The sequence below is a fragment of the Haloferax prahovense genome, from assembly GCF_000723845.1.
In the GTDB taxonomy this organism is placed as follows: Archaea; Halobacteriota; Halobacteria; order Halobacteriales; family Haloferacaceae; genus Haloferax; species Haloferax prahovense.
This window is the reverse complement of sequence record NZ_LK053000.1, coordinates 1,134,987-1,160,249: the sequence shown is the minus strand read 5'-3', so window position 1 is coordinate 1,160,249 and position 25,263 is coordinate 1,134,987. Positions and strand designations below refer to the sequence as shown.

Genomic DNA, 25,263 nt, shown 5'->3' with positions numbered 1-25,263 from the left:
CGACGCCGACGCGGCCCGGTGGCTTATGTCGATGGACGGTTTACCTCGTGTCGTGTCAGACGCTATCGACCTCCCGGCGCGGGTCCGCGAATCGCTCGCGGAGTCCTTCGACGACGCCAGAGCGGCCGTCAGAGCCGGCGACGCCGAAGCCGCGCTGGAACACGTCGAGACGGCGTCCCGCGTGCTCGGCCACAAGGTTCCGCCGAGCCCGCTCAAGGAGAAACTCCGGCACGGCGTGGCGGCCGTCGAGCGCACCGCGGCCGACGAACCGCTCGTGGCCTCGGAGTACCTCCGGCTCATGAGTCAGTTGGTTCGGCCGTAGCGTCGCGGACTGCGCCGTCCCGCCAGACGGCCGGCTCGCTCGGGGGTCGGAAAACGGAAAAAGCCAGAATCCGCAATTAGAACCCGGACGGAAGACGTTTTCCACAGCCCTCACGACCGTTTTCGGCTTGCGCCGAGTTCCCGAACTCCGATTCCTCGTGGTCCGGTACTTGGTCTTCCCGCCGCTCGCTCGCAGAGCGGTTTACGGGGCTGTTTCGGTTCCTCTTCGGCACTTTGACCTCGTCTTCCTGTTACGAAAGACTCGGTGTTCGTGTCGATCCCATTCCTCCGCGTCTTGCGATGCGTACCATCGTCGACGCCTTTCACGTCGCCCGACGGATTCGGTTTGGTCATCCGGTGCGTCCTTGCGCTTCCGGCAACACTACAGTAGGTCGGAGAATATAATGAATGTTTCTGATAAACTCTGGACTGTCCGGAGATACTGATAGTTCGGCCGACGGAACGGTGGTGACGCTCGTCGCCGAACGTCGTCCTCGGTCGGCCCCCTTCCGGCGCTTTTCACCGGAAACCCGGTCTGTTCATGATGAATCGTTCGGGATACTGGCGGCGGCGCTGTGGTGGCGTCGTAACCGGATGACCGGCGGGGGACAGAAGAGAACGTGTCCGCCATCGAGCGACCGGGTTTATACCGGGGTTGCGGGCCGCCTCGGTGCCCGCTTCCCGCCGTGGGGTGCGCTGCACTCGCCGCTCGTCACGTCGTTTCTCGCGATAAGTGCGAGGGGAGGGATTTGAACCCACGGACCCCTACGGGAGCGGATCTTGAGTCCGCCGCTTTTTCCTGACTTAGCTACCCTCGCGCGTACTCAAGTACGACAGGGGGACCGCTAAAACGTTGCGAAACGTCAGACGAGGCCGCCGAACTGTTCGACGACGAGGAGGCCGCCGACGGCGATGCCGACGACGCCGGCCGCGGCGCGGAGGACGCGCGTCCCGCCGACCGCCATCGAGCGGCCCCAGAGGAACGAGACGGTCGCCATCGTGGCGATGGTCAGGAGGCTGAACGCCGCGAGGAACGCGACGGCCTGCCCCACCGCGGGTGCGGTCGAGACCATCGCGATGACGAGCGCGCCGCTGCCGGCGAAGCCGTGGAGGACGCCGACCCCGAACGACTCGTCGTGGACGTGCGTGTGTTTCGTCCCGAACGCGACGTTCCCGAGCGAGAGGTGTCGGTGGACGCCGCTGTCGTGGTCGTGGTCGCGGAGCGTCGGCACGGAGACGCCGGCGGCCCGGAGAAGCATCCGCGCCCCGAGGAGGACGAGAATCGCACCGACGACGACTTCGAAGAAGTGCGTCACCGACTCGGGCAGGCGGACGCCGAGCGCGACGAAGGTGAGACCGACGACGGCAATCGGAATCGAGTGCCCGACGCCCCACGAGGCGCCGACGATGCTCGGTCGGTCGCCGTCTTCGACCATCGTCGCGACGGCGGCGAGGTGGTCGGCTTCCAGCGCGTGCCGGACCCCGATAACCCCGCCGGCCACGAGTGCTGATGCGAGTGCCATACGCTCGAAAGGACGAATCGCGGTAAATAGGTCAGGGGTCCCGACGGGTACTCCGACCCGGTCGGAGCCTACTCCGGCCGCCACTCGCAGGACGCGCCGGTCGTCAGCCCCGCCGCGTCGATGTGCGACGAGAGGCACGCGTAGTTGCAGAACGCGCCCGCCGGCACGCGCTCGCCGGCTTCGAGCTCCGCCACGAAGACGGGGTCGTGACGCCGAACGTCGCTTCCGCAGTAGGTGCATTCGATTGTGTCCGTCACGTCCGACCGTTGTCGCGCTCGCACGAAAAAACTGCGCGGCCGGTGTCGCCACCGATGGAGTTACCGGCTTCCCGGTCGCCCTGACTCACATGGACGAACACACCCGCGACCCGAGCGTCGCCCCGCCGCTCGGCAACCCGACGGGGTGGAACGACGACCTGCGGCTGTGGGAGCACGCGACGCTCCGCCGGGCGGTCGAACACGGCGTCCGCCTGTTCAACTCCGGCGACTTCCACGAGAGCCACGACTGCTTCGAAGACGAGTGGTACAACTACGGCGCGGGGACCGCGGAAAGCGCCTTCCTCCACGGGATGGTGCAGGTCGCCGCCGGCGCGTACAAGCACTTCGACTTCGAGAACGACGCGGGGATGCGGTCGTTGTTCGAGACGGCACTCGAGTACATCCGCGGCGTTCCGAGCGACTTCTACGGCGTCGACGTGGACGACGTGCGCGACACCCTCCGGGCGGCGCTGGACGACCCGACGGCACTCCACGGCTGGCAAATCGAACTCGACGGCCACCGGGCGACCGCCTACCCCGCCGACTACGAGTACGTCGAGGGACTCGACCACTAACCGCGTCGGGCCGCGGTCTTCGCCCGCCACGAACCGTCTCCTCCGACTAACACGTCCGCGAAAGCGGCGCGAACCGGGAGAATCTAAAGGTCCATTAGCGTCCAGTTCTAGGAACCGGCAATGCGAATCTACGAACTCGGTGACGGCACGCCCGAAGTGTCTGTCGTCGGGTCGATCCACGGCGACGAACCGTGCGGCGCTCGCGCCATCGAGCGGTTCGTCGCGGAGGACCCCGACGTCGAGCGCCCGGTGAAGCTCATCGTCGCCAACGAGGAGGCGCTGGCGGCGGACGAGCGCTACCTCGACGAGGACCTCAACCGGGCGTTTCCGGGCGACCCCAACGCCGAGAGCCACGAGCGACGCCTCGCCCACGACCTCGGCCGCGAGGTCCGCGGCACCACCGCTTTCTCGCTTCACTCGACCCAGTCGTACGCCGAACCGTTCGCCATCGTGGACACGGTCGACGCCATCTCCCGGTCGATTCTCCCCCGGCTCCCGGTCGACGTGGCCGTCGAGACGAACCACTTCGCGGAGGGCCGACTCATCGAACACGCCCACACCATCGAGGTCGAAGCCGGCCTCCAGAAGTCCGACGAGGCGGCCGACAACGCCTACTGGCTCATCCGGGCGTTCCTCACCGCGACCAACGTTCTCCCCGCCCCCGCGGTTGCGAGCGACGGGAGCGGCGAGCTCGACGAGGAGTCCGAGTCGCAGACCGAAGACGACCGCCTGAAACTCGCGATTCCGGAGGAGAACAGCATCGACGTGTTCCGCCTGCTGGAACGGCTTCCCAAGCCGCCGGCGGACCAGTACGAGGTCCACGCGACCAACTTCGAACCCGTCGCCGCCGGCGAGACGTTCGCCCGCGCCGACGCCGAGCAGTTCGTCGCCGACCGGGACTTCTACCCCATTCTCCTCTCCGCGTACGGCTACGCGGACATCTTCGGCTACGCCGGCGACAAAGTCGGCACGCTCCCGTAGTCGGCAGACCGTCTCGTCTCTCCCGCGCTACGCGTCGTCCTCGCCGAGGATTCGAGCGGCCGCCTCGGCGACCGATTCGACCGCCGCCGGGTCGTCGCCGGGGCCGTCGTCGCCGACGTGGTACGCCTCCCACCCGGCGTCTCGCGCCCCGACAACGTCCTCGTCGTAGGTGTCGCCGACGTAGACGTAGTCGTCCGCCGGGAGGGCGGTCTCCGCGGCCTCGAAGACCCCCGAATCGGGCTTCCGCGAGGCGACCGCGGGGTCGTTCGAGACGACGACGGCGTCGACGACGCCCGCGAGGTCGTGGCGTTCGAGCTTCGCCCGCTGGACCGCCGGCGCGCCGTTCGTGAGAATCCCTGTCGGTCGACGGTCGGCGACGCGGACGAGCGCCTCGCGGGCCGACGCGGGGACCGTCGTGGCGGCGAGTTCGGCCTCCGCGTAGCGCGCCACGAGCGCCTCCGGGTCGCCGCCGATGTCGAACTCGTCGGTGATTGCCTCGAAGCCGACCGCGTAGGGGTCCACGGCGAGGTCCTCGAACGCGTCGAAGAAGACGGAGAGATACCGGTCGTAGGCACCGCCCGGAGCGTCCGGGACCGCGCGGTCGAAGATGGTCTCGAAGTCGGCGGTGTAGCGGAGGAGCGTCAGGTCGAGGTCGAAGAAGACGGCGGTCGTCATATCAGGGCCAGCGGCCGGGAACCACAAAAATCCCTACTCGTCGGCGGGTTCGAACTCGACGAGCGTCAGGTTTCGGTCGAGGTGGCAATGGTCGTGCGGCGGGTCGCCGAGCACGTCGCTGATGCGGTACTCCTGGTCGAACTCGGCACCCTCGGGGACGCAGTACTCGTGGCTGGGGCACTCGGTGTGCGGACACGGGCCCTGCAGGCTGGCCTTGCTTCCGGCGTACGCCCCCTTCGAGGGGACGTTCGCCGTGACCGGTGCCGGTTCGACCTCGACGGCGCGGACGCCCTCGTCGTGGACGGCGCAGTCGAGGACCTGCGTGTTCTCGCGCACGCCGAGGACCCGGTAGCGGACGCCCTCAGTGAGGTTGAGGCACTGCTGGCGGTACGGACACCCCTCGCAGGCGCTCGATTCACCGTGGTAGACGAACTCGGTGCCGGGGTCGGTCAGGCGGGCACCGACAAGCGTGACGGAGGTCATAGCGGTGGTTCTCCTGCGAGGTGGTTAAGGCTCCCGCCCGGTCAGCTCGTCGAGCTTCTCGAAGTAGTCCTCCCGGGGGATTTGGTAGGCGCTCCGGTAGTCTATCTCGCCGTCTGAAAAGCGCCCGGCGATGTCGGTCGCGCCCTCGACGGCCGCCTCGCGGGAGTCGAACTCCTCGACGACGACCTCGATTTCCGGTTCGAGATAGAGCACCGCGTGCCACGTCTCGGTGCGTATCTGCGTCGCGCCCGGGCGGTTCGCCCGCGACCCGTTCCACACGAAGACGGTCGGCATGCACTCGGCGGGAAAGGCGCTCTCGTTGAACACGTCGGGGCGGAACGCGAGGATGCGCCGACCCTCGTGTTCGTCGTTCCAGAGGGTCCACCCGTCGGGCAGGTTGGTCATGGGTGTGCTAGTCCGCCGCGCGTCCTAAGCCTTCCCGCTTCCGCGCCGAAGGCCGGTCGTCTCGACCCGGCTCGAAGCGCGTGGTTCGGGCCTCGAACGCGACCCATCGGAGACGACATGAATCCCAGCCGACCCGATTAACGACACCGACAGTCGACTGAACCGCCGATTAAATCGATACACTTCGGCAGGTTGGAGGGTCACGAGACGTGGTACGTATCTGGATTGGTTGGCGTTCGAGACAATATGTTGACTACTTTCAGAGAAAGCGTTATATGTTAACGTCCCTCATTGATTGGTAGTCTCGGTCCCCGGGCCGAGCGAGCCGTCGCGCATCGTCCGCAAATTGCCGATTCTGTCGCCAGTCGCCGACCCGTCGTAAGCGCGCAGCGGCGGCGACGCACTTCGACCTACTGCCCGCGGTCTGCGCCGCGGGTCCGTGGTTCGCGGTGTGTCGTCTGCGACCCGCGAATGCGGGCGCGTCGCCCTCGGTCGTCTAACCGGACGGCTGGTCCGACGAGGCTCCACGAACAATGACCGGCGAAATTGAAACACTCGCAGACCTGAGCAAGCACTACAAAGACTCCGTGCCCGCGGACCTCCGCGAGGCGAAGAGCTTCGAGTGGTACTTGGAAGAGGTCTACGCTCACCCAAAGATCGCTCGCAACGCCCACCAGCGCGTGGCGGACATGTTCGACTTCTACGGCACCCGTTACGACGAGGACGCGGGCGTCGTGGAGTACCTCATGGCCTCCGAAGACCCCCTTCACGACGGTGAAAACGTCTTCTACGGCCGCGAAGTCCACGAGTCGATTCACGAGTTCGTCAACAAGGTGAAATCGGGGGCCCGCGGCCTCGGCCCCGAAAAACGCATCAAACTCCTCTTGGGTCCCGTCGGCTCCGGGAAGTCCCACTTCGACTGGATTTCCCGGCGCTACTTCGAGGATTACACGATGTCCGACGAGGGGCGGATGTACACCTTCCGGTGGACGAACCTCGGCGACGTCATCCGCGACCAGGACCCCTCCGACGACGTGGTCCAGTCACCGATGAACCAGGACCCGCTCGTGTTGCTCCCGCAGGAACAGCGCGACGTGGTCATCGAGCAGTTGAACGAGAACCTCGACGCGCCGTACACCATCCGGAACGACCAGGCGCTGGACCCCGCCTCGGAGTTCTACATGGACCGGCTGCTCGCCCACTACGACGACGACCTAGAGGAGGTCGTGGCGAACCACATCGAGGTTATCCGACTCGTCGCCTCCGAGAACAAACGGCAGTGCATCGAGACGTTCGAGCCGAAGGACAAGAAGAACCAAGACGAGACCGAACTCACCGGCGACGTCAACTACTCGAAACTCGCGGTGTACGGCGAGTCCGACCCGCGGGCGTTCGACTACGCCGGCGCGTTCTGTAACGCGAATCGCGGCATCTTCTCCGGCGAGGAACTGCTGAAGCTCCAGCGCGAGTTCCTCTACGACTTCCTGCACGCCTCGCAGGAACAGACCATCAAGCCGAAGAACAACCCCCGAATCGACATCGACCAGGTCATCGTCGGGCGGACGAACATGCCGGAGTACAGAGAGAAGAAGGGCGACGAGAAGATGGAGGCGTTCAACGACCGGACGAAGCGCATCGACTTCCCGTACGTCCTCGAGTACGAACAGGAGGCCGAAATCTACCGGAAGATGCTTCGGAACGCCGACGTGCCCGACATCCACGTCGAGCCGCACACCTTAGAGATGTCCGGGCTGTTCGGCGTTCTGACCCGCATCGTCGAACCCGACTCCGACACCATCTCGCTCGTCCAGAAGGCGAAGGCCTACAACGGCGAGTTGGACGACGGCGACGACGTAGACGTGCGAAAACTCCGCGAGGAGGGCGAGAAGAAAGCCGACATCGCCGAGGGGATGGACGGCGTCTCCGCCCGCTTCATCGGTGACGAAATCGCCGAGGCAATCATGGACGCGACCCACCGCGGCCGCGGTTACCTCTCGCCGCTGTCCTCGTTTACCCACCTCGAAGAGAACCTCGAGAACCACGGCTCGATTCCCGAGGAGAACCTCGAACGCTACCACCGCTACCTCGAGATGGTCCGCGAGGAGTACAAAGAGCGCGCCATCGAGGACGTGCGCCACGCCCTCGCCTACGACATCGACGAGATTCGCCGGCAGGGCGAGAAGTACATGGACCACGTCATGGCCTACATCGACGACGCGACGGTCGAAGACGAACTGACGGGCCGCGACCAGGAGCCCGACGAGAAGTTCCTCCGCGCGGTCGAAGAGAAGCTCAACATCCCCGAGGACCGCAAGGACGACTTCCGACAGGAGGTCTCCAACTGGGTCTCCCGGCGCGCCCGCGAGGGGACGTCGTTCAACCCGCAGGACAACGACCGCCTCCGCCGCGCCCTCGAACGCAAGCTCTGGGAGGACAAGAAGCACAACATCAACTTCTCGGCGCTCGTGAGCGCGAACGAGCTGGACGACGACGAACGCAACGCGTGGATAGACGCGCTCGTCGACCAGGGTTACTCGCGCGACGGCGCACGGGAGGTGCTCGAGTTCGCCGGTGCGGAGGTGGCGAAGACCGAACTCGAAGGGTGACCATGCGAGACTACATCCGCGAGGCGGACGAAGCGCTCCGCGGCACCTACGAGGAGCCGATGAGCCTCGGCGAGTACGTCGACGCCGCGTTCGAGTCCCCGTCTATCGCCTCCCACGCGTCGAAGTACCTCTTGGAAGCCATCGAGTCGATGGGGACCAGACAGGTGGTCGAACAGGGCGCGGAAAAACAGCGCTACCGCTTTTTCGACGACCCCGCCAACGACGGCGAGCACGCGGTCCTCGGCAACACGGAGGTGCTCAACGCTTTCGTGGACGACCTGCGGACCATCGCCGCCGACCGCGGCAAAGCCGAGAAAATCGTCTGGTTCGACGGCCCGACGGCCACGGGGAAATCCGAGTTGAAACGCTGTCTCATCAACGGGCTTCGGGAGTACTCGAAGACCGACGCGGGGCGACGCTACACCGTCGAGTGGAACGTCGCCAACGCCGACGACACCCGCGGGCTGTCCTACGGCGGCGAAGTCGACGCCGCCGACGAGGACTGGTACGAAAGTCCGGTCCAGTCGCACCCGCTTTCGGTGTTCCCCGCGGAGGTTCGCAAGCGGCTGCTCGCCGACCTCAACAGCAGGAACGGCGACCACATCCCCGTCGACGTCGACGAGGACCTCGACCCGTTCTGCTTGGAGGCGTACACCTTCCTCGAAGAGGAGTTCCGGAGAGCGGGCAAGCAGGACCTCTTCAGCGCCGTCACCGACCCGAAACACCTTCGGGTGAAAAACTACGTCGTCGACGTCGGCCGCGGCGTCGGCGTCCTCCACTCGGAGGACGACGGGTCGCCCAAGGAGCGACTGGTCGGGTCGTGGATGCCGAGCATGCTCCGCGAACTGAACTCCCGCGGCCGGAAGAACCCGCAGGCGTTCAGCTACGACGGCGTGCTGTCGCAGGGCAACGGCCTCCTCACCATCGTCGAGGACGCCACCCAGCACGCCGACCTGCTCCAGAAGCTCCTGAACGTCCCCGACGAGGGCCACGTCAAGCTGGACAAGGGAATCGGGATGGACATCGACACGCAACTCGTCATCATCTCGAACCCGGACCTCGACGCCGAACTCGACAAGTACGCCGACAGGAACGGCCGCGACCCGCTGAAGGCGCTCAAGCGCCGGCTCAACAAACACGAGTTCCGCTACCTGACGAACCTCTCGCTGGAGGCCGAGCTCATCCGCCGCGAGCTGACCAACGAGACGAGCGTCTGGACCGACGACCCCGAGGCGATGGCCGACCGCGTCGCCGAGGCCGTCTTGCTGGACGTCCGCGAGGGGCCGGGCGAGGTCCGTACGCGCGAACTCGCGCCCCACGCCGTCGAGGCCGCGGCGCTCTACAGCGTCGTGACCCGGCTCGACGGCGACGACGTGCCGCGCGACCCGGACATCGAGTTCGACCTCGTCGACAAGGCGCTGTTGTTCGACCGCGGCTACCTGCAGGTCGGCGACCAGCGCCGCGAGGTGTCGGCGTTCGAGTTCGTTGGCGACTCGGAGGGGACTCACGGGATTCCCGTGACGTTCACCCGGGACGTCATCGCCGACCTCCTGCACGACCGCGTCGACCGCAGACACCCCGACCTCGACGTGTCGTCGGTGGTGATGCCGACCGACGTGCTCGACGAGATGGTCGCCGAGTTGTCGGACGCGCCCGTGTTCTCGCGGGCGGAGTCCTCGGAGTACGAGGGCCGCATCGCCATGGTCAAAGAGTACATCTTCGACCAGCAGGAGGCGGACGTACTCGACGCGCTTCTCGCCGACAAGGGCGTCGAGCGCGAGACGGTCGAGGAGTACGTCGAACACGTCTACGCGTGGGCGTCCGACGGGCAGATAGAGACCGAGCGCGGGCCGGTCGACCCCGACCCGCTTCTCATGAAGCTGTTCGAGACCGAGCACCTCGGGCGCTTCTCGCCGAACGACTACGAGGGCAACGACCCCTCCGAGACGGTCGAAGACTTCCGCAACGAGAAGGTCATCACCGCGCTCAACCGCTACGCGTGGGAGAACCGCGACGAGGGCTTTACGGTCTCCGACGTGGACCTGACCGAGATTCCGGTCATCCGGACGGTGCTCGAAACCCACGACTGGGAGGACGTGCGCCGGCTGTTCTCTGACCTCGACCCCCGCCAGTGGGACGACCCACCGGCGAACACCGAGACGGCGCGCGTGAAAGCACGCACCATCGACGAGTTGGTCGACCGCGGTTACACCGCCGCGTCGGCCGAACTGACCAGCCGTGCCGTGATGAAGGAGGTGAGCCACACATGGGACTGAGAGACGACCTCGAACGATTCCGCGAAGTGGGCGAAGAGCGCCGCGAAGACCTCAAGGAGTTCATCTCCTACGGCGACCTCGGCGCGTCCGGCTCGAAAGACATCAAGATACCCATCAAGGTCGTGGACCTGCCGGAGTTCAAGTACGACCGCCTCGACATGGGCGGCGTCGGGCAGGGGAAAGGCGGCACGCCCGACGTGGGCCAACCGCTCGGCCAGCCCGAACCCGGTGACGGCGAGGGCGAAGACGGCGAACCCGGCGAGGAGGGGGCCGAACACGAGTACTACGAGATGGACCCCGAGCAGTTCGCCGAGGCGCTGGACGAGGAACTCGGCCTCGAACTCGAACCGAAGGGCAAGGAGGTCATCGAGGAGGTCGAAGGCGACTTCACCGACATCACCCGCAGCGGCCCCCACAGCACCCTCGACTTCGAGCGCCTGTTCAAGGAGGGCCTGAAGCGCAAGCTCGCGATGGACTTCGACGAGGAGTTCGTCCGCGAGGCGATGAAAGTCGACGGCACCTCGGCCCGCGAGGTGTTCCGGTGGTGCCGCGAGCACAACATCCTCGTCTCGATGGCGTGGATCGAAGACGAGTGGAGCCGCATCCCGGACGACGAACGCGGGACGTGGGCGTCCTTCGAGGAGATGGAGGAGAACGTCGAGCGGACGACGGCCATCCAGCGCATCCGCCGCGAGGGGCTCCGCGAGATTCCGTTCCGCCGCGAGGACGAGCGCTACCGCCACCCCGAAGTCATCGAGAAGAAGCAGTCGAACGTCGTGGTCGTCAACATCCGCGACGTGTCGGGGTCGATGCGGGAGACGAAGCGCGAACTCGTCGAACGCACGTTCACCCCGCTGGACTGGTACCTCACGGGCAAGTACGACCACGCCGAGTTCGTCTACATCGCCCACGACGCGGAGGCGTGGGAGGTCGAACGCGACGAGTTCTTCGGCATCCGCTCGGGCGGCGGGACGCGCATCTCGTCGGCCTACGAACTGGCGAAGGAGGTGCTGGACGAGCGCTACCCGTGGCGCGAGTGGAACCGCTACGTCTTCGCCGCGGGCGACTCCGAGAACTCCTCGAACGACACCAAAGAGCGGGTCGTCCCGCTCATGCAGGAGATAGACGCGAACCTCCACGCCTACGTGGAGACCCAGCCCGGCGGGACCGCCATCAACGCCACGCACGCAGAAGAGGTCGAACGGAGCCTCGGCGAGCAGGGTAACGTCGTGGTCGCGTACGTCTCGGAGCCCGACGACGTCATCGACGCCATCTACACTATCCTCAGCACGGAGGCGACAGCAGAATGAGTTTCAGACGACACCGCAGAGACGCACAGCGCGAGGCCGCCAGACTCGACGAGCCCGTCCGGGAGGCCGGCGCGCTCGCGAAGAAGCTCGGACTCGACCCCTACCCGGTGAACTACTGGGTGGTCAACTACGACGAGATGAACCAGCTCATCGCCTACGGCGGCTTCCAAGAGCGGTATCCGCACTGGCGGTGGGGAATGACCTACGACCGCCAGCGGAAGACCGACCAGTTCGGCATGGGCAAGGCGTTCGAAATCGTCAACAACGACGACCCGGCGAACGCCTTCCTCCAGGAGTCGAACTCGCTGGCCGACCAGAAGGCCGTCATCACGCACGTCGAGGCGCACTCGGACTTCTTCAAGAACAACCAGTGGTTCGGGCTGTTCTCCGACGAGGGGCAGTTCGCCGCCGCGGCGATGCTCGAACGACACGCCCAGACCATCGAGCGGTACGTCCAGAACCCCGAAATCAGCCGGGACGACGTGGAGAAGTTCATCGACGCCGTCCTCTGTCTGGAAGACACCATCGACCAGCACCGGACCATCCGCGAGGCCGCCGCCGACGAGGACGGCCGCATCCCCGAGGACATCCGCGCGCAGTTGGACAGCCTCGACATCTCCGACGACGTGCGCCGCGAGGTGTTCGACGACGCGTGGCTCGAACAGGTCGAAGAGGCCGAACGCGAGGCCGCGAAGCTCACCGACCCCCGGAAGGACGTGCTCGCGTACGTCCGCGAACACGGGATGCGGTACGACGAGGAGACGGGCAAGGCCGAAGAGATGGAGCCGTGGCAGAAGGACGTCCTCGACATGCTCCGCGAGGAGGCGTACTACTTCGCCGCCCAGAAGATGACGAAGGTGATGAACGAAGGTTGGGCAGCCTACTGGGAGTCGCTCATGATGGGCGACGAGCGCTTCGCGGGCACGGACGAGTTCATCACCTACGCCGACCACCAGTCGCGCGTCCTCGGGTCCCCCGGGCTCAACCCCTACAAGCTCGGCAAGGAGCTGTGGGAGTACATCGAGAACTCGACGAACCGCGCGGAGGTCGCCGACAAACTCCTGCGCGTGAAGGGCGTCACGTGGCGCAACTTCCACGAGACGGTCGACTTCGACGAGGTGCAGACGCTCCTCCGGACGGACCCCGCTATCGACGGCGTCAGCGCCGACTCACTCGACGAACTGTCCGAACTCGGCCCCGACGACCCGAGAGTCGACCACGAGACCCTCGACAGGGCGCTGTCGGGCGACGAGTCGCTCGACCTCGAAGCGTACCCGTGGAAGCTCCTCACCTACGAGGGGCTCGCGGAGCGACACTACTCGCTCGTCAAAGCGCAGAACCGCGGGTTCCTCAGCCGGATTCGGCGCTCCGAACTCGAACAGCTCTCGCGGTACATGTTCGACGACGAGGTGTACGACAGCGTCGAGGAGGCCGTCGCCGACGTGGACAAGACCGCCGGCTGGGACCGGATGCGCGAGATTCGCGAGAGCCACAACGACGTGACGTTCCTCGACGCGTTCCTCTCCGAGGAGTTCGTCCGCGCGAACCACTACTTCGCCTACGAGTACTCCCAGTCGTCCCGGCAGTTCCGCGTCTCCTCGTCGGAGTACCGGGACGTGAAAAAGAAGCTCCTGTTCCAGTTCACCAACTTCGGAAAGCCGACTATCGCGGTGTACGACGGCAACTTCGACAACCGCGGGGAACTCCTGTTGGGACACCAGTACAACGGCGTCATCCTCGACATGAAGCAGGCGAAGGGCGTCTTGGAGCGCGTCTATCACCTCTGGGGCCGCCCGGTGAACCTGATGACCATCACGAAGGAGTTCGACGAGCACGAGGTCGAAGTCGCCCGTCGACGGGGGCGCGAGCCGACGCCCGAAGAGCGGGCCATCCGCATCCGCTACGACGGCGAATCGTTCGACGAACACGACCTCGACCCCGAACTGGAGGCGCGTATCGCCGCCAGCGAGGTCGACTACGACACGAAGCCCGATGATTGGCTCTGAACGGGGCGATGGCCGAGCCTGACTCGCCGACCGTCTCCGGCGAGCAGGCGGACGGCTCGCTCGACGAGGCCGACATCCACGACGTGCTCAGAAACGAGCGGCGGCGGCTCGCGCTCGAACGACTGCGCGACGGGGACGGTCCGGAGTCGGTCGGCGACCTCGCGGAGCACATCGCCGAGATAGAGTCCGGCGAGTCGCCACCTCCCAAGAACGTCCGCCAGAGCGTCTACATCTCGCTGCATCAGACCCATCTGCCCAAGCTCGATTCGCTCCGAATCGTCGCGTACGACTCGCGGGCGAAGACCGTCTCGCTCGGGTCGAGCGCGGCGGAGCTCGACCACTACTTGGTGGACGGGGAGCCGACGCAAGCTCCCTTCGCGCTCCTGTCGCTCGCGACGTGTCTCGCCGGGCTCGCGCTCCTCTTCGCCGGCTGGATGGGCGTCCCCGTCATCGACCGCGTGGACCCGCGGCTCGTCGCCGGCCTCGCGCTCACCGTCGCCGCCGTCGCCGCCGGCGCGGAACTCGGCCTGCAGACGCGAAGCCGGACGTAGACCCGGAGACACGGCCGGGGGTCGCCCCAGAACCGCCGTTCGACTCAAGTCAGCCCCATCCTAAGCGCCGCCGACGATGTCCGAGTCAACTTCGCTCGCGTGGTTCCGCCGCGACCTCCGTCTGCACGACAACGAGGCGCTCGCGGCCGCCTGCGACGCCGACGGCGTCCTCCCGGTCTACTGTCTCGACCCCCGCGAGTACGGCGACCGGCCCTTCGGCGGGTCCGACTCCTTCGACTTCGACAAGACCGGCGCGCACCGCGCCCGCTTCCGCCTCGAATCGCTGTCCGACCTCCGGGCGTCGCTCCGTGACCGCGGGAGCGACCTCGTCGTCCGCGAGGGAACACCCGAGTCCGTCCTTCCGGAGTTGGCGGCGACCGTCGACGCCGACTTCGTGACGGTCCACACGCGTCCGACCCCCGAGGAGTCGAGCGTCGAGTCGGCGGTCGAGCGAGGACTTCGAGACGACGGCGTCGACCTCCGTCGCTTCTGGGGCCACACGCTCACCCACCTCGACGACCTCCCGATGGCGCTCTCCGAACTTCCGGACACGTACACGACGTTCCGGAAGGCGGTCGAATCGGCCGCCGAAGGCGACGAGGGAGGCGACGCAGGCCAAAGTGGCGAGTCAGCGGGCGACGGCGACCCAGCCGGTCGTGACCCGCTCTCCGAACCGGACGTCCCGCCGCTCCCGGTCGACGCACCCGCCGCGGGCGACCTCCCCTCGCTTTCGGACCTCGTCGGGACTGCGGCCGCCGAGTCCCCCCGCACCCCCGACGACCGCGGCGTCCTCCCCTTCGACGGCGGTGAGACGGCCGCGTTCGATCGCGTGGAGTCGTACATCTGGACGGGCGACCTCCTCCGCGAGTACAAGGAGACGCGAAACGGACTGCTCGGGGCCGACTACTCCTCGAAGCTCTCACCGTGGCTGAACGAGGGCTGTCTCTCGCCGCGGTACGTCAAGGCCGAGGTGGACCGCTACGAGGACCGACGGGTCGAAAACGACTCGACGTACTGGCTCGTCTTCGAACTCCGCTGGCGCGACTTCTTCCAGTTCCAGTTCGCCAAACACGGGAGCGACTTCTTCCGCCGCGGGGGCATCCGCGAGCGGACCGACATCGACTGGCGGGCGGACGAGACGCAGTTCGAGCGCTGGGCGGCGGGCGAGACGGGTATCCCTTTCGTCGACGCGAACATGCGGGAGTTGAACGCGACGGGCTACATGTCGAACCGCGGGCGGCAGAACGCGGCGTCGTTCCTCGCCAACGACCTCCGACTGGACTGGCGACGCGGTGCGGCGTACTTCGAGACGCAGCTCGTCGACTACGACCCCGCGTCGAACTACGGCAACTGGGCCTACATCGCGGGCGTCGGCAACGACTCGCGGGACCGCTCGTTCGACGTGCGCTGGCAGGCGAAGCGCTACGACGAGGACGCCGAGTACGTGGAGACGTGGCTCCCCGAACTCGACGCGTTGCCCGCCGAGTACGCCCACGAACCGTGGGAGCTAAGCGACGAAGAACAGGCGACCTACGGGGTCGAGTTGGGCGTGGACTACCCCGAACCGATGGTCGACCTCGACGGGAGTTAGAGCGGCGACGGCGCTCGGAGTGCGGTCCCGACCGCGGTCACATCCCCCACGCGTCGTCGGCCGACCCGCCGAGGCGGGCGGCGGCGAGCGCGAGGACCGTCACGAGCGCGAACCCGATGAACGCGAGTCGCGGAATGGTCAGGGTGCCGCCGAGCATGGGATATTGGATGGACGTACACGGGCCGCCGACGGTACAGGTCGCGCCCGGTGCGACCTGCAGGTACGAGTGGTAGCCCGAGAGGGCGAGCCCTCCCAGCGAGAGGGGAAGCACCGTCTTCCAGACGCCGGGTCGGTCCTCGACCGCAGCGACTCCGAGCACCACGACGAGCGGGTACATCAGGATGCGCTGGTACCAACAGAGGTCGCAGGGCGTGAGTCCGAGACCGAGGCTGAAATAGAGGCTCCCGCTCGTCGCGGCGAGGGCGACGAGCGTTCCGGCGGCGAGCGCGGCGCGCGTCGTGTCCGACACGGTCAGACGCTCCCGAGATCGTTTCTCGCCCGGTTCGGCTTCGGGGCCGACTGTTGTCGCTTCGCGTGCGGTTCGCCACGGTCTCGTCGGGTCGGGTCGCGTATCATCGCTCGGTGGACGTAGAGCCACGATAGACGCCGGCGAACCTCAAGCCATCGGCTTCGCAGTCGAGCCGTCGGCGCGGACGGGGGTGGTCGGACGAATCGGGGTACTCAGACGAGCGCAGTCGCTCGGGAGGGTGGATACGCGGAGTGACCCTCGCCCGTCGGGGGACGACCGACGGGCGAATCTTCGTGGGTCGCTCGGTCACGGGATACGCGCCGAACCAGTGCGATTTGATTGCCGCGGCACGGTGCTATCAATGTTGTGTCGCTGACTGTTGTGTCGGTTCGGTAATTCCGCGTGCGCGTGTCTCCGTGCCGCCCGCCTTACGGGCGAAAGACGACGATAGCGACGCCGGCGACGCCCGCCGCCACGAGGAGCGCGCTCCGCCGGGCGACCGGCCCGAGGAGTTCGCGGTCGACGCTCGCCGCGAGAGCCACCTTGACCGCGATGCTCGCGGCGGTTCCGGCGAGGACGCCGACGACGGCGGTCGTCCGGTCGATGTTGCCGCCGCCGTAGAGCGTGACGGCGGTCGTGACGACCGACCCGCTCGACACCAGTCCGCCGAGGAAGCTCGTTACGACGAACCCGGTCGCGCCGAAGTACTCCTGTGCCGCCGCGGAGGCGAGCAACACGAGGAGGAAGAAGACGCCGAAGCGGAGGGCGCTTTCGAGGCTGAACGGCGACTCGAACGCGACGTCGAGGTCGACGCCCCACTCGCGGGAGTGAAGCGCGTAGCCCACCCCAACGAGCGCGACGAGTCCGAGGGGAATCCCCACTTGGACCGCGAGCTCCGGGACGAACACGACGACGAGCGAGAGGTTTCGAAGCGCCATCGCCGCGTCGGCCATGAGAATCGCGCCGGCCGCGAGCGGCCGAATCGACGGGTTTCGCCTCGTTCGTCCGGCGATCTCGCCGATGACGGCCGTCGAGTTCACCAGCCCCCCGAAAAACCCCGTGATGGCGATGCCGCGCTCGCCGTACCGCCGGATGATGACGTAGTTGACGAAGCCGATTGCGCTCACCGCGACGACGAGCAACCAGACGGTTCGGGGACTGACGGCGTCCCACGGCCCGATTCGCCCCTCGGGGAGCAACGGATAGACGACGAACGCGATGATGGCGAACTCGACGGCGCTTCGAGCCTCGTCGGTCGTCAGCCGCCGGGCGAACCCGTGGAGTTCACGCCGCAGGACCAACAGCAGCGACGACGTGAGCGCGACGACGACGCCCTCGATGACGAAGCCGCTCACGACAGCCGCGCCGACCGCGTAGGCGACCAGAAGCGACGTGGACGTGGTGAGCGAGAGGCTCACGCCGAGGTCGTCCAACCGTGCGGCTCTGGCGTCGTCGAGGCGGGCTTCCCCGGAGTCGGAATCTGAATCGACGTCGAAATCCGCGTCGGAGTCGGGTTGCGGGTCGTCGTGGCTGTCGGTGTCCCGGGCGTCCAACTGGTGCTCGACTAACCCACGGCTCCCGAGCAACACCGCCTGCACAACCACCAGTAACCCGCCGACCGCGAGGAGGATGTCGCTCCCGACCGCAACGGCGACACCACCGAGAAGGCTCGTCAGCGTGAACGTCCGCACGCCGGCGCTCTTTTTCGACCGCTCGCGCTCCAAGCCGAGGAACATCCCCAGCGCCGCCGCGACAAACAGGCGGACGACGACGGGGTCAACCTGCGAGACGAACTCTTCGAGCATCATCGAACTCCCGTCCCGGGACGCTCGTGCTCCATGCTATGTGTCTATTTAATTGCTATCGTTAAAAACGTGTAAGCTAACTACTGTGGGCGCGAGTCGAGTCGGTCGGTGACCAAGAGACGCGGAAGTCTCTCGGAGGGTTGTGTTCGACAGAAGTGCTCGGTCAGGGATTTGAACCCTGGTCCTCGGCTCGAAAGGCCAAGATGATTGGCCGGACTACACCAACCGAGCGTCTGCATTCACGAGTGGTCGTTGGACTATTTTAAGCGTTGCGTTCCATCGTGGGTGAGTGAGAGGAACCCTCCCACGGCTTCGACTTATTCGCCCGTGAACTCGGGGTCGCGGTCGCTCGTGAAGGCGGCGATGCCCTCCATCAGGTCCGAGGTGGTAAACAGCAGGCCGAACGCCTGCGCTTCGACTTCCAGCCCCGAATCGGTGTCTTCCCAGCCGTTGTGCATGGCGCGCTTGGTGTAGCGCTGGGCGACCGGCGGGCCCTGTGCGAACCGCTTCGCGTACTCGAAGGCCCGTTCTTCGAAGCCGTCGTTCTCGACGACCTCGTTGATGAAGCCGTAGTCGGCCATCGTCTCGGCGTCGTAGCGGTCGGCGCTGAAGATAATCTCCTTCGCGCGGCCGGTGCCGACGATGCGCTGGAGACGGACCGTGCCGCCCCAGCCGGGGAGGAGCCCGAGGTTGTGCTCCGGCTGGCCGAGTTCGGAGCGCTCCGTGGCGATGCGGAGGTCGGCGCACATGGCGAGTTCCATCCCGCCGCCGAGACAGAAGCCGTCGATGCCGGCGATGACCGGCTTGTCGAGTTCCTCGAGCTTTCCGAACGTCTGTTGGCCCTTCCGGGAGATTTCGACGCCCGAGACGGCGTCGCCGCCGCCCGCGGCGATGCTCGTCACGTCGGCCCCGGCGGAGAACGCGCGGTCGCCGGCCCCCGTGAGGAGCACGGCGCGGACCTCGTCGTCCTCGGCGAAGGCGTCGACTGCCTCGGAGAGTTCGTCCATCAGTTCGATGCTGATGGTGTTGAGTCGGTGCGGGCGGTCGAGGGTGATGTGACCGATGCCGTCGCGCACCTCGATGGAGATGTCGTCGAACGCGGGAGCCTCGTCGGATTCCTCCTCGCCGCCGTAGAAGCCCTCGCCGGACTGGGCGAGGTCGCGGAGGTACTGCACGGCCTCGTAGCGCTCCTCACCGGTTTCGTCGTGGAGGTTGTCGAGCGCGCCGACGAGGGTCGCGATGCCGGCGCTGTCGGCCATCTTCGCCGGGCCGTCGGGGAAGCGTCCGCCGAGTTTGACCGCGCGGTCGATGGCGGCCGGGTCGGCCACGTCGTTGCCGACGAGGCCGGCGACCTCGTTCGCCATGACGCCGAGGAGTCGGTTCTTGACCGCTTCGCTCCCTTTGTCGTGGGGAACTTCTGCGCCCTCGCCGTCCTCGTAGTCGTAGAATCCCGTGCCGGTCTTCTGGCCGAGGTCGCCCTCTTCGACCTTTTCGGAGAGGAGCGGGCACGGCTCGTAGGCGTCGCCGAGCACCTCGTGCATGTATTCGAGGACGTGATAGCCCACGTCGATGCCGACGTAGTCGGCGAGTTCGAAGCTCCCCATCGGGAGGCCCATGTCGTACTTCGTCGTGGAGTCCACTTCGGCCATCGTCGCGTCGCCGGCGTGGACGATCCACGCGGCCTCGTTCATCAGCGGGACGAGGATGCGGTTCACGATGAAGCCGGGGCTGTCCTTGCGGACGCGGACGGGCGTCTTGCCCATCTCTTCGGCGAGGTCCTCGACGAGTTCGAGCGTCTCGTCGGCGGTGTGCGCGCCGGAGATGACCTCGACGAGGTCCATGCGGACCGGCGGGTTGAAAAAGTGCATTCCGCAGAAGCGCTCGGGTCGCTCCGTCACTTCGGAGAGTTCGGTGATGGAGAGACTGGAGGTGTTGGTGGCGAACACCGTGTGGTCGGGAGCGTGTTCCTCCAACTCGGTGTACACCTCCTTTTTGATGGACATCTTCTCGGGGACAGCCTCGATGACCACGTCGGCGTCGACGACGGCCTCGCCGAGGTCCACCGCCGTCGAGACGCGGGCGAGCGCGGCGTCGGCGTCGTCCTGCGACAGTCGGTCCTTCTCGGCGAGTTTGTTCAGCGACCACTCGATCTGGTCGTAGCCCTTCTGGACGAACTCGTCTTTGATGTCGCGCAGTACGACGTCGTAGCCGGCGAGAGCCGCGACCTCCGCGATGCCGTGGCCCATGTTGCCCGCTCCGAGAACGGTGATACTGTTGACGTCATCTACGTTCATGGACGAACGTTATAGTGCGCGGCGGTTTCAACGTTTCCCTCGCGTGAAATATAAACGTAACAGTCGTTTATTCTCTCAATCGGAGAAGCCACCGCAGTCTGTCGATTATTCGACTCACTCTAGCTTTCCACCCGTTCGAAGTTAGTCCACACACCGCCAGAGATACCGGCTGGCGTAGCTTCGATAGGGGGCCCAGCGCTCGGCGCGCTCGCGCATCTCGCCGCGGGAGACGGCGTCGGGTTCGAACCCGAAGACGCGTTCCATGCCGCGTCGAATCCCGAGGTCCTCGACCGGGAACACGTCCTCGCGGGCGAGCACGAAGATGAGGAACATCTTCGCGGTCCAGTCGCCGACGCCGCGAATCTCGGTGAGCGCCGCGACGACCTCGTCGTCGTCCATCTCCCGGAGGGATTCGGCCGACAGGCCGTCTCGGAACGCGTCGGCGACGTTGCGGACGTAGCCGACCTTCTGAGTCGAGAGGCCGCAGTCGCGCAGGACGGCCTCGTCGGCGGCCAGTATCCCCTCGGGTGTGACCTCGACGCGGTCGAACAGGCGGTCCCGAATCGTCGCCGCCGCGGTCGTCGAGAGCTGTTGGTTGACAATCGAGACGACCAGTCGCTCGAAGGGGTCGTCGGCGGGGTCGAGCGAGAGCGGGCCGTGTTCCTCGACCACGTCGCCGAGGTGCGGGTCCGCCCGGAGTTCGCGGTATGCGTCGTCGCTCATCGACCCGTGGTTGGGCCGTCGGAGAGAAAAGTGCGCGTGTCTCGGGTGCTCGGATGCGGTCACCGGTCGGAGCGACGGCGGTCGTCGCGCCGATGGCGAGCGCGCCGATGGCCGTGGCGTGGCGGGCCGACTTACTCTTCGAGGAGTTCCTCTTCCTCGTCGTCGCTGTCGTTGCGGTCGGCGTTGGCGCGGCGGCGCACGTCCACGCGGTAGTGTTCGAGGATGTCGCGGCCGAGCAGCAGCGGGTAGTCCATGTGCGAGCGGTCCTCGACGCTGGCGGTCACGGTGTGCTGGGTGCCGCCGATACCGATGACGAGGTCGACCACGGGGCGGGCCTTCCCGCCCTTGAGGCTCCCGGACTTCACGCGCGTCATGCTCTTGATGGGTCCCGCGCCGATTTCGGCGGCGAGGCTCGTGTCGATGCTCGTCCGGGTCGCGCCGGTGTCGGACTTCGCGAGGGTCTGCTGGGAGCCGCTGGTCCCGTTGACGACGACCTCCTCGATATAGCCGATGATGGGCGCTTCGCCGTCGATGATGGGCGACTCGTTGGGGGCACACGAGGGGACGGAGTCGTCGAGCGTCGCGGACAGTTCCTCGACGCGTGCCTCGTCGACCTCGCCGCCCGCGCGCTCGATTGCGAGCTTCGCGATGTGCGGCGCGGGGCTCTTGCCCGTCGCCTGATAGAGGCCCTTGAAGCCGGCGGTCGGGTTGGCTTCGAGGACGAACCAGCCGTCTTCGCCCTCGACGAGGTCGACGCCGACGTAGTCCATCTCCATCACTTCGGCCGTGTAGAGCGCAGTTTCCCGCGCTTCCTCGGGCATCTCGTCGGTCGCGTTGAGCACGTCGCCGCCGAGGGCGACGTTGGTCCGCCAGTCGCCCTCCGGGGCGTAGCGGTACATCGCACCGATGATTTCGCCGTCGACGATGTAGACGCGCAGGTCGCGGTGGCGGTCGCCGTCACGGTCGATGAGCTTCTGCAGGAACGCCTGTCGGTTGCCGACCTTCGGGTTCACGGGCTCGGTCAGGTCGACCTTCCACGTCCCGCCGCCGTGGGTGCCGATGGCGGACTTGTAGACGCCGACGTCGCCGAAGCGCTCGCGGCCCTTGTTCAGCCGGTCGTTCGAGAGCGCGAGGAGCGCGTCCGGCACCTTGATATTCCAGTTAGCGAGCGTCGCGGCCGTGGCGAACTTGTGGATGGCCGCGAGGACCGCGTCGGGCTCGTTGAGCATCGGTCGGATGCGGTTGAACGTCGTCGCCAGCCCGAGCAGTTCCGCGGGTTCCTCGGTGTTCGAGAGGAGTAGCCGATTCGCGATGATGTCCACCTCAGGCTCGACCGTCACCTCGCCGTCTTCGATGCTGACCGCCGCGTTCTCCCGACGGAGCCACACCGGCTCGTGACCGAGGTCTTCGACCGCGTTGAGGATTGCCTTCGTCTCCTTGCTGTTGTGCAGAGAAAGCACGCCGACACGCACGGCGTCGTCTGTGGTGGACATACTCAGTTGATACCCTCCCGGTTTCAAAGACATGACGGTCGAGAGCCGGCCGCCCGCGGTTCGCAGCCGCGAGGTCGGCGTCGGGCGGTCCGTCGCGACCGTTTATAACCCCGGCCCTCCCATCGCATCACATGGCCGACAACGAGGCCTTCACCTACAACGGCGGGAAGGTCGAGCCGGGCGAGACACAGGACATCCGGTACGGCATCTCCGAGACGTATCTCGGCGACCCGGTTCGTATCCCCGTCACCATCATCAACGGGGAGCGGCCGGGGCCGACCGTGTTCCTCTCCGCCGCCGCCCACGGCGACGAACTGAACGGTATCGAGGTCGTCCGCGAGGTGGCCTACGAGTGGGACCTCTCGGACCTCGCGGGCACGCTCGTCTGTATGCCGGTGATGAACGTCCCCGCGTTCCTCGCCCAACAGCGGTACCTCCCCATCTACGACCGCGACCTGAACCGGTCGTTCCCGGGCTCCGAGACCTCCACGGGAGCAAAGCGGATGGCCCACCGCATCTACCAGAACTTCATCGCTCCCTGCGACCTCGGCATCGACTTCCACACCTCCACGCGGGGGCGAACTAACATGCTCCACGTCCGGGCGGACATGTCCGACCCCCCGGTTGCGCGCCTCGCCAACGCCTTCGGCTCGCACGTCATCATCGACAGTTCGGGGTCCAGCGGGATGCTCCGAACCGAGTCGTCGGCGAGCGGGACGCCGGCCATCACCGTCGAGATGGGCGAGGCCCACCGCTTCCAGCGCGAACTCATCGACGAGGCGCTCGCGGGCGTCGAGAGCGTCTTCGCCGAGTACGGCCTCCGAGAGACCTCGACGGTCAACTGGCCGGGCTGGCGGACCGTCATCTCGGACGAAAACGAGAAGACGTGGCTCCGCGCCGACGCGGGCGGCATCGTCGACATGCACCACGACCGCGGCGCGCTCGTCCACGAGGGCGACCGCATCTGCACGATTACGAACCCGTTCAAGGACGACAACGTCACCGTCGTCGCCCCCTTTACGGGCCTGCTCGTCGGCGTCCTCGAGAATCCGGTCGTCTACCCCGGGAACCCGCTTTGCCACCTCGTCGAACTGAAGGACAAGGTGCGGCGCGTCGTCGAGCGCGAGCAGTCCGGCACCCCCGAGCCGACGCGCTGAGACCGGCCGCCCCGCCCCGAGATATTCGGGGTCCGGCGACTTTTGCCAACCCTCACGAAACTCCATACACGTAAGTTCTATACCCTCCCCTTCCCGACACTCACAAGAGCATGAGTCAGTCTTACAATCGGGGCCTCATCGAGGACTTCAGCAGATGGCGGGAGTTCTCGGCCGGCATGTGGGCCTGGATATTCCACAAGTTCACCGGCTGGGTGCTTGTGGGTTATCTCTTTACCCACATCGCCGTGTTGTCGACGGCCCTCTCGGGCGCGGCGGCGTACACGAACACGATTCAGGCGCTGGAGAGTCTCTTGGTCGTGCGTATTCTGGAAGTCGGGCTGCTCGCGGTGGCGGTGTTTCACATCCTCAACGGACTGCGGCTGCTGTTCGTCGACCTGGGCGTCGGGCTGGAAGCGCAGGACAAGAGCTTCTACGCGTCGCTCATCCTGACGGGTGTCATCGTCGTTGCGAGCGTTCCCACGTTCCTCTCGGGGGTGAGCATCTAATGGCAGAACGATACACGTCCTTCGAGCCCGGCGGCCGGCGGTGGCTCTGGCAGCGGCTGACCGCCGCCTTCCTCGTCGTGGTGCTGGCGTTCCACTTCTTCCTGCTCCACTTCGTCAACCACGCCGACGAAGTGACGTTCGCCCTCTCGCAGGCGCGCATGGAGCAGTTGACGTACTTCTCGCTGATGATCCTGTTCCTCGTCACCGCGACGTTCCACGGGGTCAACGGCGTCTACAACGCCCTCGTCAACCAGGGCCTCTCTGGCACCCGGAAGACGGCGGTTAAGGCGATTCTCGGTCTCGCGAGCGTCCTGCTCATCGTGCAGGGCGTCCGCACGGCCCTCGCGTGGGCCGGAGGTGTTCCCATCTAATGAGCACGCAAGTTCCCGAATCAGTCGAAGAGGAATCGGCCACGGAGACGGCGTCTGCCGGCAAGCAGAAGCGCGACGCGAAAAAGCGCGAGCGCGCCGAGCGAGTCCAAGAGCAGCGCGAGGCCGAGGCGGCCGAGAAGGCGCGCTCCGCGGACGACACCTTCCACCTCAAGGTCTTCCGCTACGACCCCGAGGTGCCGGAGAAACAGGAGCCCCGCTTCGACGACTTCCACGTCCCGTACAAGCAAGGGATGACGGTCCTCGACGCGCTCATGTGGGCGCGGGACCACTACGACTCTTCTCTCACCTTCCGGCACTCCTGCCGGCAGGCCATCTGCGGATCCGACGCGCTGTTCGTCAACGGGTCGCAGCGACTCGGCTGTAAGACCCAGCTTTCGGACCTCTCGGAGCCGGTTCGGATCGAACCGCTCCCGCACGCCGACGTGGTCAAGGATCTCGTCGTCGACATGGAGCACTTCTACGACCAGATGGAGTCGGTCGAGCCGTACTTCCAGACGAACTCGCTTCCGGACGGCGAACTCGACGAGCAGCGCCAGACGCGCGAGAACCGCGAGAAGGTCAAGATGTCCACCCGCTGCATCTGGTGTAGCGCGTGTATGTCCTCGTGTAACATCGCCGCCGGCGACAACGAGTATCTCGGTCCCGCGGCCATCAACAAGGCCTACCGCTTCGCCATGGACGAACGCGAGGGCGAGGACATGAAGCAGCGCCGCCTCGAAATCCTCGAACAAGAACACGGCGTCTGGCGCTGTCAGACCCAGTTCTCCTGTACCGAGGTGTGCCCGAAGGACATCCCCCTCACGGAGCACATCCAGGAACTCAAGCGCGAGGCGATTAAGAACAACCTGAAGTTCTGGTGAACTT

General features: G+C 66.4%; 23 protein-coding genes and 2 tRNA genes. 13 read left to right on the top strand and 12 right to left on the bottom strand.

Translation table 11 applies throughout. The annotated features are described in order from the left end of the window. The first annotated feature begins 52 nt into the window (after positions 1 to 52). A complete protein-coding gene (locus tag BN984_RS05700; RefSeq protein ID WP_008094873.1) occupies positions 53 to 322 on the top strand; it encodes a hypothetical protein in 270 nt (89 codons plus the stop codon). Between the two features lie 733 nt (positions 323 to 1,055). Here the strand turns inward: BN984_RS05700 and BN984_RS05695 are convergent. From BN984_RS05695 to BN984_RS05685, 3 genes are all read right to left on the bottom strand, one after another. Beyond that, positions 1,056 to 1,139, bottom strand: a tRNA-Leu gene (locus BN984_RS05695). A gap of 45 nt (positions 1,140 to 1,184) precedes the next feature. After that, positions 1,185 to 1,844, bottom strand: a complete 660-nt coding sequence (locus BN984_RS05690) for a sulfite exporter TauE/SafE family protein (RefSeq protein ID WP_008094875.1) — start codon at positions 1,842 to 1,844, stop codon at positions 1,185 to 1,187. Positions 1,845 to 1,912: 68 nt separating this feature from the next. Then, complete coding sequence (locus BN984_RS05685; protein WP_008094876.1) at positions 1,913 to 2,101, bottom strand: hypothetical protein; 189 nt, start codon at positions 2,099 to 2,101, stop codon at positions 1,913 to 1,915. A gap of 89 nt (positions 2,102 to 2,190) precedes the next feature. On the opposite strand from BN984_RS05685, the gene BN984_RS05680 reads away from it, so the two are divergent. Both BN984_RS05680 and BN984_RS05675 read left to right on the top strand, forming a co-directional pair. Next, positions 2,191 to 2,676: a DUF309 domain-containing protein gene (locus BN984_RS05680; protein WP_008094877.1), complete on the top strand. Its 486-nt coding sequence runs from the start codon at positions 2,191 to 2,193 to the stop codon at positions 2,674 to 2,676. Positions 2,677 to 2,796: 120 nt separating this feature from the next. Further along, positions 2,797 to 3,657, top strand: a complete 861-nt coding sequence (locus tag BN984_RS05675) for a M14 family metallopeptidase (RefSeq protein WP_004974426.1) — start codon at positions 2,797 to 2,799, stop codon at positions 3,655 to 3,657. 27 nt (positions 3,658 to 3,684) lie between these two features. Here the strand turns inward: BN984_RS05675 and BN984_RS05670 are convergent, their stop codons facing one another. From BN984_RS05670 to BN984_RS05660, 3 genes are read right to left on the bottom strand one after another with little or no spacing between them, the layout of a single operon-like run. Further along, the gene (locus tag BN984_RS05670; protein WP_008094879.1) at positions 3,685 to 4,332 is read right to left on the bottom strand and encodes an HAD family hydrolase; all 648 of its coding nucleotides are present in this window, start codon (positions 4,330 to 4,332) and stop codon (positions 3,685 to 3,687) included. Positions 4,333 to 4,365: 33 nt separating this feature from the next. Further along, positions 4,366 to 4,815 carry a UPF0179 family protein gene (locus BN984_RS05665; protein ID WP_004974429.1) on the bottom strand — a complete coding sequence of 150 codons (450 nt, stop codon included), beginning with the start codon at positions 4,813 to 4,815 and terminating at the stop codon, positions 4,366 to 4,368. Positions 4,816 to 4,839: 24 nt separating this feature from the next. Further along, entirely contained in the window at positions 4,840 to 5,220 is a 381-nt protein-coding gene (locus tag BN984_RS05660; protein ID WP_008094880.1) for a DUF5820 family protein, read from the bottom strand. A 533-nt stretch (positions 5,221 to 5,753) separates the two neighbouring features. Between BN984_RS05660 and BN984_RS05655 the strand changes: the two genes are divergently transcribed. The 6 genes from BN984_RS05655 to BN984_RS05630 all read left to right on the top strand — a co-directional run bounded on the left by BN984_RS05655 (position 5,754) and on the right by BN984_RS05630 (position 15,560). Further along, the gene (locus BN984_RS05655) at positions 5,754 to 7,826 is read left to right on the top strand and encodes a PrkA family serine protein kinase (RefSeq protein WP_008094882.1); all 2,073 of its coding nucleotides are present in this window, start codon (positions 5,754 to 5,756) and stop codon (positions 7,824 to 7,826) included. Continuing rightward, positions 7,823 to 10,102, top strand: coding sequence for a kinase anchor protein (locus tag BN984_RS05650; protein WP_181950687.1), 2,280 nt, complete (start codon positions 7,823 to 7,825; stop codon positions 10,100 to 10,102). The genes BN984_RS05655 and BN984_RS05650 overlap by 4 nt, the downstream gene beginning before the upstream one ends. After that, a complete protein-coding gene (locus BN984_RS05645; protein WP_008094885.1) occupies positions 10,093 to 11,412 on the top strand; it encodes a YeaH/YhbH family protein in 1,320 nt (439 codons plus the stop codon). The genes BN984_RS05650 and BN984_RS05645 overlap by 10 nt, the downstream gene beginning before the upstream one ends. Beyond that, entirely contained in the window at positions 11,409 to 13,418 is a 2,010-nt protein-coding gene (locus BN984_RS05640) for a SpoVR family protein (RefSeq protein WP_008094886.1), read from the top strand. The genes BN984_RS05645 and BN984_RS05640 overlap by 4 nt, the downstream gene beginning before the upstream one ends. A gap of 8 nt (positions 13,419 to 13,426) precedes the next feature. Beyond that, positions 13,427 to 13,969, top strand: a complete 543-nt coding sequence (locus tag BN984_RS05635; protein WP_049967850.1) for a DUF7344 domain-containing protein — start codon at positions 13,427 to 13,429, stop codon at positions 13,967 to 13,969. A gap of 76 nt (positions 13,970 to 14,045) precedes the next feature. Next, complete coding sequence (locus tag BN984_RS05630; protein ID WP_049967849.1) at positions 14,046 to 15,560, top strand: DASH family cryptochrome; 1,515 nt, start codon at positions 14,046 to 14,048, stop codon at positions 15,558 to 15,560. Between the two features lie 37 nt (positions 15,561 to 15,597). Here the strand turns inward: BN984_RS05630 and BN984_RS05625 are convergent, their stop codons facing one another. The 6 genes from BN984_RS05625 to BN984_RS05600 form a co-directional block, all read right to left on the bottom strand. Then, complete coding sequence (locus tag BN984_RS05625; RefSeq protein ID WP_049967848.1) at positions 15,598 to 16,029, bottom strand: disulfide bond formation protein B; 432 nt, start codon at positions 16,027 to 16,029, stop codon at positions 15,598 to 15,600. A gap of 428 nt (positions 16,030 to 16,457) precedes the next feature. Further along, a complete protein-coding gene (locus tag BN984_RS05620; RefSeq protein WP_049968585.1) occupies positions 16,458 to 17,834 on the bottom strand; it encodes an MgtC/SapB family protein in 1,377 nt (458 codons plus the stop codon). A gap of 156 nt (positions 17,835 to 17,990) precedes the next feature. Further along, positions 17,991 to 18,065 (bottom strand) — tRNA-Glu (locus tag BN984_RS05615). A gap of 86 nt (positions 18,066 to 18,151) precedes the next feature. Then, the gene (locus BN984_RS05610) at positions 18,152 to 20,128 is read right to left on the bottom strand and encodes a 3-hydroxyacyl-CoA dehydrogenase/enoyl-CoA hydratase family protein (protein ID WP_049967847.1); all 1,977 of its coding nucleotides are present in this window, start codon (positions 20,126 to 20,128) and stop codon (positions 18,152 to 18,154) included. A 141-nt stretch (positions 20,129 to 20,269) separates the two neighbouring features. Continuing rightward, a complete protein-coding gene (locus BN984_RS05605) occupies positions 20,270 to 20,851 on the bottom strand; it encodes a DNA-3-methyladenine glycosylase family protein (protein WP_049967846.1) in 582 nt (193 codons plus the stop codon). Between the two features lie 131 nt (positions 20,852 to 20,982). Then, complete coding sequence (locus tag BN984_RS05600; RefSeq protein ID WP_008094901.1) at positions 20,983 to 22,344, bottom strand: putative ATP-dependent zinc protease; 1,362 nt, start codon at positions 22,342 to 22,344, stop codon at positions 20,983 to 20,985. Between the two features lie 131 nt (positions 22,345 to 22,475). Here BN984_RS05600 and BN984_RS05595 point away from each other — a divergent pair, with 131 nt between their 5' ends. The 4 genes from BN984_RS05595 (at position 22,476) to BN984_RS05580 (ending at position 25,259) form a co-directional block, all read left to right on the top strand. Further along, on the top strand, positions 22,476 to 23,501 hold the full coding sequence (locus tag BN984_RS05595; RefSeq protein ID WP_049967845.1) for a succinylglutamate desuccinylase/aspartoacylase family protein: 1,026 nt from the start codon (positions 22,476 to 22,478) through the stop codon (positions 23,499 to 23,501). A 110-nt stretch (positions 23,502 to 23,611) separates the two neighbouring features. After that, positions 23,612 to 24,007 carry a succinate dehydrogenase, cytochrome b556 subunit gene (gene sdhC, locus BN984_RS05590; protein WP_004974453.1) on the top strand — a complete coding sequence of 132 codons (396 nt, stop codon included), beginning with the start codon at positions 23,612 to 23,614 and terminating at the stop codon, positions 24,005 to 24,007. Continuing rightward, a complete protein-coding gene (locus BN984_RS05585) occupies positions 24,007 to 24,378 on the top strand; it encodes a succinate dehydrogenase hydrophobic membrane anchor subunit (RefSeq protein ID WP_008094908.1) in 372 nt (123 codons plus the stop codon). The genes sdhC and BN984_RS05585 overlap by 1 nt, the downstream gene beginning before the upstream one ends. After that, on the top strand, positions 24,378 to 25,259 hold the full coding sequence (locus BN984_RS05580) for a succinate dehydrogenase/fumarate reductase iron-sulfur subunit (protein WP_008094909.1): 882 nt from the start codon (positions 24,378 to 24,380) through the stop codon (positions 25,257 to 25,259). The genes BN984_RS05585 and BN984_RS05580 overlap by 1 nt, the downstream gene beginning before the upstream one ends. The last annotated feature ends 4 nt before the right edge of the window (positions 25,260 to 25,263 follow it).